The following is a 6,018-nucleotide window of genomic DNA, read 5'->3' on the forward strand; positions in this document are numbered from 1 at the left end:
AAGCGTGGTTTTCGGGGTTTCGTTCGGGGGTGGGAGTGGTTTCTGTTTGGGTGCAGATTTGGCAAATTCTTGATATTTCGCCGAAATCCGTGCAGTTGGGCTCTTTGCTTAAAGTCCAGTTGTCGAAATTGTGTCTTGCGGATACGTTTGCTATGGGTAAAAATTCGTCGTTGCCGTAAATAATGCCTGTCGGTTGAGACAATCTCCAAGATACTCGTGCGTTTTCGGGTAAAATGCTTAATTTGCACGAGGTCGGGTCGTAGTTTACTATTAAGCCGCCGTCGGTCATTATAAGTTCTCCGTCGCCTCTTATCATTAGGTTTTGCGGAATGGTGCCTGCGTATTTTGCTTTCCAGATTACTTTTGAATTAAACGGAATATGGATACCGATTGTTCTGTTTGAATTGTCGAATAAATTGTCGGTTTCGCCGATTATTGTTATGGTTGAGTTTGGCGGAATTTGCAATGTTCGGCTTGCTCCGACGGAGATTACTACGGTCATTTGGTCTATGAGCGTTGGCGGGGTGTCGCTGTTCCACGTTGTTGTCATCATAAAATCGAATGTTATTGTTCGGGTTAATGTGTTGTGTCTTATGTTTGTTATGGGTTTGTCGGTTTTTTCGCCCGCCCAGGACAGAGAATTGGGGACGGTATAATCCGTAAATTTGTTGTGCGTTATTGCGCCCTCGGTTCTTGGAAAAACATCGTTGGCGCGGGCTGTAGAATTGCCGCCGCAACCGTTTTGTGCAAGGCAGCCCGCTTGTTTTATATAGTATCCGCGCCATTCGGGGTTTGCGTTCCAAAGAAAAAGCCGATTATTTCTATTTACGTGATAAATTAACATTCCGTCAGCGGGAACATTGATGTCAACGCCGACTCTTTGGCGGTTTTCAATCAAGAAATATTCGTCTTCGGTTTGTGTGTCTATTCGATATACTATATCGTGTAAAGCGGGATTAGGCAAAGTAATGTTTGCCGCTGTTTCATTCAGTGTAATTACGGTTGCCCAGCCCAATCTTGCACGCGGATACGCCGAAAAACGCGGAGGTATAAAATTCCACGAGCCGCTTGCCATAATGCACCAAGGACCCAAAGCTACCGAACCCGAACTGCCGTAAAAATCTTCTATGTGAAAAATAGAATGTCCGATTTCGTGAACTTTTATACCGATATGTCCGATATTAGAGCCGCTTCTGCCGCGCAATTCGGGAGAAGCTCCGTATCTGCCGTTCCGTTCAATGTTATTGTCATCAAAAAAAAACCAACCGTCTGAGTGCGACCATACCGATTCGTCCCGCGAAACGCCCTCGGATTGACAATAACCAGCAAAAATTATATGCACACCGATATAATTGCTGTAAGTCGTCCAAGGATCGTATTCAAAATCGGGAAGCGGGTGAGGATATATTGTAGGGTCAAATCCGTGCTGTCGCGCCACTTGGATTGTATGATTGCCTAAACGCCATCGGAAAGTGCCATAAACCGATATTGAATCAGGCAAGGTAAACGGTCCGTAAATATTTGCCCGTAAATCGAATTTTCCCGAAGAGTTTTCCAAAAAATAATTGCGCACCGCACCGTTAAATATTTCTTCAAACTCCTCTTTTGTTTTGGTGAACGGTCTGTCGGGAAAATCAACGAGAATTACAGGCATAGTCCACTCGCCCTCAAAGACGTGATTTTGCTGCGATTGCGAAACGCTTAAAGGGTTTGCAGGAACGGCAAAGCCGCCCTGCAAAGTTAAAGCCAAAAACAAGAAAATCGCCGCAATTTGTCGCATAAACGCCTACCTTTTTACGCCTATTCGAGTGGAATAATGGTAGCGCTTTCCGCTGATACCAATTGCTTCGACGGCGATTATATAGGTGCCGTTGGCAACGAGGCGTCCGTTGGGGTTGGTTAAATTCCATTGTAGGGGCGTATTGCATACGCCCAAATCGCCGACGGGCATTGTTGCAGGGCGTATGCAATACGCCCCTACGCCGTCCGCCGAAAACACAACATTCCCCAAATTATCGAAAATTACGATATTCGCCACCGCGGGCTCGGGCGTTATCACCGAAAATCTTGCCACATCGGAGGCGATTGCGTTCTCCAAGAGAATTCCGTATAAAGAGAACTGCGGCTGTCTTTGACGGATAGAATTGGGAACTTCATCCCATTTTGCCCAAAGTATTATCGGTGCATTCACATTCAATATCGGAAATGTTGCTGCGTTTTGGAAAGCGGCGTCCAAAAACCATCCGACAAAAATGTATCCGTCTTTTGTCATTTCCGCAGGTAGCAATACTCTTCCGCCCGGGCTTGAGGTTGTTTGGACAGGAGCAGGCAGTCCGCCGTCGGCGTTCCAAGTTATCGAAATAGGACAAGCGCAGGGAAAACGACGGCATACTTGACATTCCACAACGCCGTCAAGGGTTACTCCTTCGATAGGGAAAAATCCGTCGGGATAAAAAATACCGACCTGTCCTGAGTGTCTTCCCCAATACACATCTGCGTTTTCAGGAAAAGTAAGCAATCCGTTTCTGCTTCCCGAAGGATATGAGCCCACCTGATACGCAATAACCGCGCCGCCGCGCAAATTACCTGTCGGCAAAGCAGCAAGAACGCCATGTAAATTGAAAGCCCCGCCGACCACAAATTCACGATTTGCAATAAGAAAACCGCCGGAAATTGTAATACTATCTGAGTTATTACTAACACGAATAGGGCTTCTGCTATGCTCACGGTTATGGCGGTTATGATCAACTACATTGGCTACAACTCCGCCGTCTTCAATTTTAACGGACGATGTGTTGTCAATTGTAATTGCAGAAGTATGACGGTGTATTCCGTTTGAAATAACTCTTCCGCCGGAAGAAACTATTACGGCGCTGCCATTTCGTGCTAAAATAGTCCCCAATATATGGGTGCTGCTACTATTATCAGAGCTGATTCCGCTTATAACTTCTCCACCGTTGGCAACTATTACAGTACTCCCGTTATTGGCGCTAATAGCACTGCCCACACCACCGGTATGAGCAGCTATTCCTGTACTCACTCTTCCGCCGGAAACAATAACGGTGCTGCCGTTATCGGCATTAATTATTTCGCCGACAGTTCCCGTCCTGCTTATAGCTGTGCCGGTAATTTTAATAGTACTGCCGCTATCTGCGCGAATAGGAAATCCGCTTCCGCTTCCGGTACTAGGGTTTCGGCATATTATTGAACCGCCTGCAAGTTCTAACTCTCCGCCTCCGGAAGCTCTCAATCTGCCGCTAATTGCCATATTACCACTTAAATTCAAAACTCCTGTTTTATCGAAATTTGCTCTCCAGACAACTCTGGACGTCGGAGGAATATTAAAGTCAAGGGTCGTCAGCGGATTGACGAAGCTCAACAATGAGGAACACGCTTCAATATTTCCCACAATTGTTATAACCGCATTGGGGGGAATAATAAGAGTGCCTCTTGCGCAACTGGCAATTTGTACCGTGTCGCCATTTATTAATCCGGTTCTACCAATCACACTAATGGCATTCCAAACAAAAGTTTGCGGCAAAGCAAAAGCGTACGAAGAACGAGGAACAAAGAAACCGTTCGGATAAACTATGCCGTTTTGCCCTCCGCTTGTTCCCCAAGAAACTTGCGCGTCCGTCGGCAAAGTTGCAAATCTGTTTTTTGTCCCTAAGTCAAAATTTCCTGCAAAATCTGCGTTTTCAAAGGAAACAACCACTCCATTGTCTGTAATATTTAACATCGAGGTAGAAAAGTTGGAGTTTACCTGATAGACAACCCCACCCGAAATTAAAGGTCTGACGGTTGGAGTGGCGCCGAAGGATGCGATTGCGCTAAATGTGCCGTATGTGCCGACTTCTCCGCCCAAAATTTCTATTACGACGGTTGCTTCGCTGAAAGAAATCGCTTGCGCATTACGTTCTCTCCCCAAACTTTTTATTTCTCCGCCCAAAACTCTTAATGTAATTGCATCGTTAGGGTTAATTGCGGTTGTTCTTTCGGTAAAGAGCTCGCCTCCTTTTCTGTCGCCATTGATTATTTGCGCGCCTGCAATAACTTCAAATGTGCCGCTTCCGTTAAGTACTACGACATTACGCGCTAAACTTATAATTTGCGCCGACCAAATAACTTTTGCATCCTCTTCGATGTTGAAAGAAATCTCTCTATTTTCGTTATTAACCATTCCTGTGCTTCTTATGGTTATCGTCGCATTTTCGGGCACGACTAACTGCCCCGAAGCCCCCGCGGCTATTGTTATAGTCGCCCCGTCCGCAACCGTCGGCGGTGTTGCGCTGTTCCAAACCTGAGCCGTCGCCACTGCGGCAAAACACAAAATTGCCGCCAAAAACTTAAAAACTTTTACCATACCCCGAAACCTCCTAATAATAAGTTAATAGTGGAGAAACGAAACACTTCGGAGTAATAAAAAAGACGCGCCTCATCTCTCGAAAACTTCCGTCTTCTGAGGTCATCTCCAAAACCTATGTATATCGAAAATAAACGAGAAAGAAGCGTGCCTAACGTTAGACACTTGCGCTTTCTCATTTCCTCATATACATTGAACATTGGAGATATTCAGAAGAGAGAAAATGAAAAATCATTTTTTTAGTCAAAGATCCGAGAGAAAATATGTTTTGTTTTTGGTGGTTTACGGGATTATTTTGGTTTTTGGTGAAAATTGTGTTTTTCTTGTAATTATTTTCATCAATTTTTAACATTGCTTTATCGCGTGGTGCAATTAAATTTATAAAAATTACTTGCTATACAAAAATGCACATTTTTTGCACGCTTTATTTAATTTCCCTACATACAGAGATGCAGAAATGCATCTCCATATTCACGATCAGCAGTTTTTATGACCGTTATGCCCTATTTAACTCTTTTCTAAGTTGGTTAATTTCGACTTGTTGTTGCTGATTATCTGCTTGTAGTCGCTCAATTTCTGTTTGTTGCCGATTATAGGTTTCGAGAAGAAAAAATTCGTGTGCCAAAGATAATGGAGATAGTATTTCCTTCTTACGTGCCCAACGTAATTCAGATTGCCAATTTTTTTCATATTCTTCCTCGTCTTGAGTTGATGGCGGAAATCCGATTTAGTGGCTTCTTTATACCCATGATATGTTTCTGCTAACTTACGTTTTTCAATGCTGTTAATATTCCCAATAACGCTTTGTAAATATTTAGCAATCTCGGCATCGTCTTTGTCTTCGCTTTTACTTAATACGCTTAACTCTCCCAGAATACTCTGGTAAATATCTTCAAACATTTCGGTTTTCGGCATTTATTCTCCTTTGTGCATTAAGAAGTAAATTCATGTTGGAGACAACAAAGTTTCCGCCGTTTTCTTTGACAACTTTCACTAATTTTTCATCACTGTTTTTATACTTGAAATCATCATCGCAAAAGCCATTTGCGCCTGCTCTCAACACTTTAAAAAAAGCCATTAAACCTCCCAATTTCTATATTCAAACAATAAATTAGTTCTAAAATACTATTTGTTTATTGCGAAAAGTGGAAAAACATATTAAAAATTCAAAAAAAAAGAGCTCTTTTAACATTGCATGTAAGGGCAGGTTTGAAACTTGCCCCTACATGCATTCAAACCATCACCCCAACACCACCTCGACCTTATGCACCTTCCCGTCGCTGTGGGGTTTTATCACATTCCCCTCAATCGCCGCGCCGTCAACAGTAATCGATTTTACGCCGTTCTCTACGCCGTTGGGGTTTTTAACCGTAATGTCGTAGGTTGCGCCGCGGAAATTGCGTTTTGCGGTGAATTCTTTCCAGTCTTTTGCAATTTGCGGGTTAATTTTTAAGCCGTCGTAATCGGGCTGAATTCCTAAAATCCACTCGGTCAGCGAGGCGTGCATTGTGGGCGCGGTTCCCGTAAGCCAAGTGTGTCCGCCTTGTCCGTGTCCTAAACCGCCGCGACCTCTTACGTATTCAGGGTACACGTACGGCTCGCATTTGTAGCGGTCTTGGTCGCTCGCCAAACTTTCGGGGAGGCATTTTTGATAG

Annotated in this window: 5 protein-coding genes; all 5 read right to left on the bottom strand. The window is 44.0% G+C overall.

The window, feature by feature from the left end; translation table 11 throughout:
• On the bottom strand, window positions 1–1,780 hold a 1,780-nt coding region (locus FWE23_11105; GenBank protein MCL2845973.1), incomplete at its 3' end, for a M6 family metalloprotease domain-containing protein.
• 6 nt (window positions 1,781–1,786) lie between these two features.
• Complete coding sequence (locus FWE23_11110; GenBank protein MCL2845974.1) at window positions 1,787–4,363, bottom strand: InlB B-repeat-containing protein; 2,577 nt, start codon at window positions 4,361–4,363, stop codon at window positions 1,787–1,789.
• Window positions 4,364–4,870: 507 nt separating this feature from the next.
• Window positions 4,871–5,278 carry a hypothetical protein gene (locus FWE23_11115; protein ID MCL2845975.1) on the bottom strand — a complete coding sequence of 136 codons (408 nt, stop codon included), beginning with the start codon at window positions 5,276–5,278 and terminating at the stop codon, window positions 4,871–4,873.
• Window positions 5,256–5,441, bottom strand: coding sequence for a hypothetical protein (locus FWE23_11120; protein ID MCL2845976.1), 186 nt, complete (start codon window positions 5,439–5,441; stop codon window positions 5,256–5,258). The genes FWE23_11115 and FWE23_11120 overlap by 23 nt, the downstream gene beginning before the upstream one ends.
• Before the next feature lie 162 nt (window positions 5,442–5,603).
• Window positions 5,604–6,018, bottom strand: a 415-nt coding sequence (locus FWE23_11125) for a glycosyl transferase (GenBank protein MCL2845977.1), incomplete at its 5' end; no start/stop codon positions are given.

The sequence above is a fragment of the Chitinivibrionia bacterium genome (assembly GCA_009779925.1).
Lineage (GTDB): Bacteria > Fibrobacterota > Chitinivibrionia > Chitinivibrionales > Chitinivibrionaceae > WRFX01.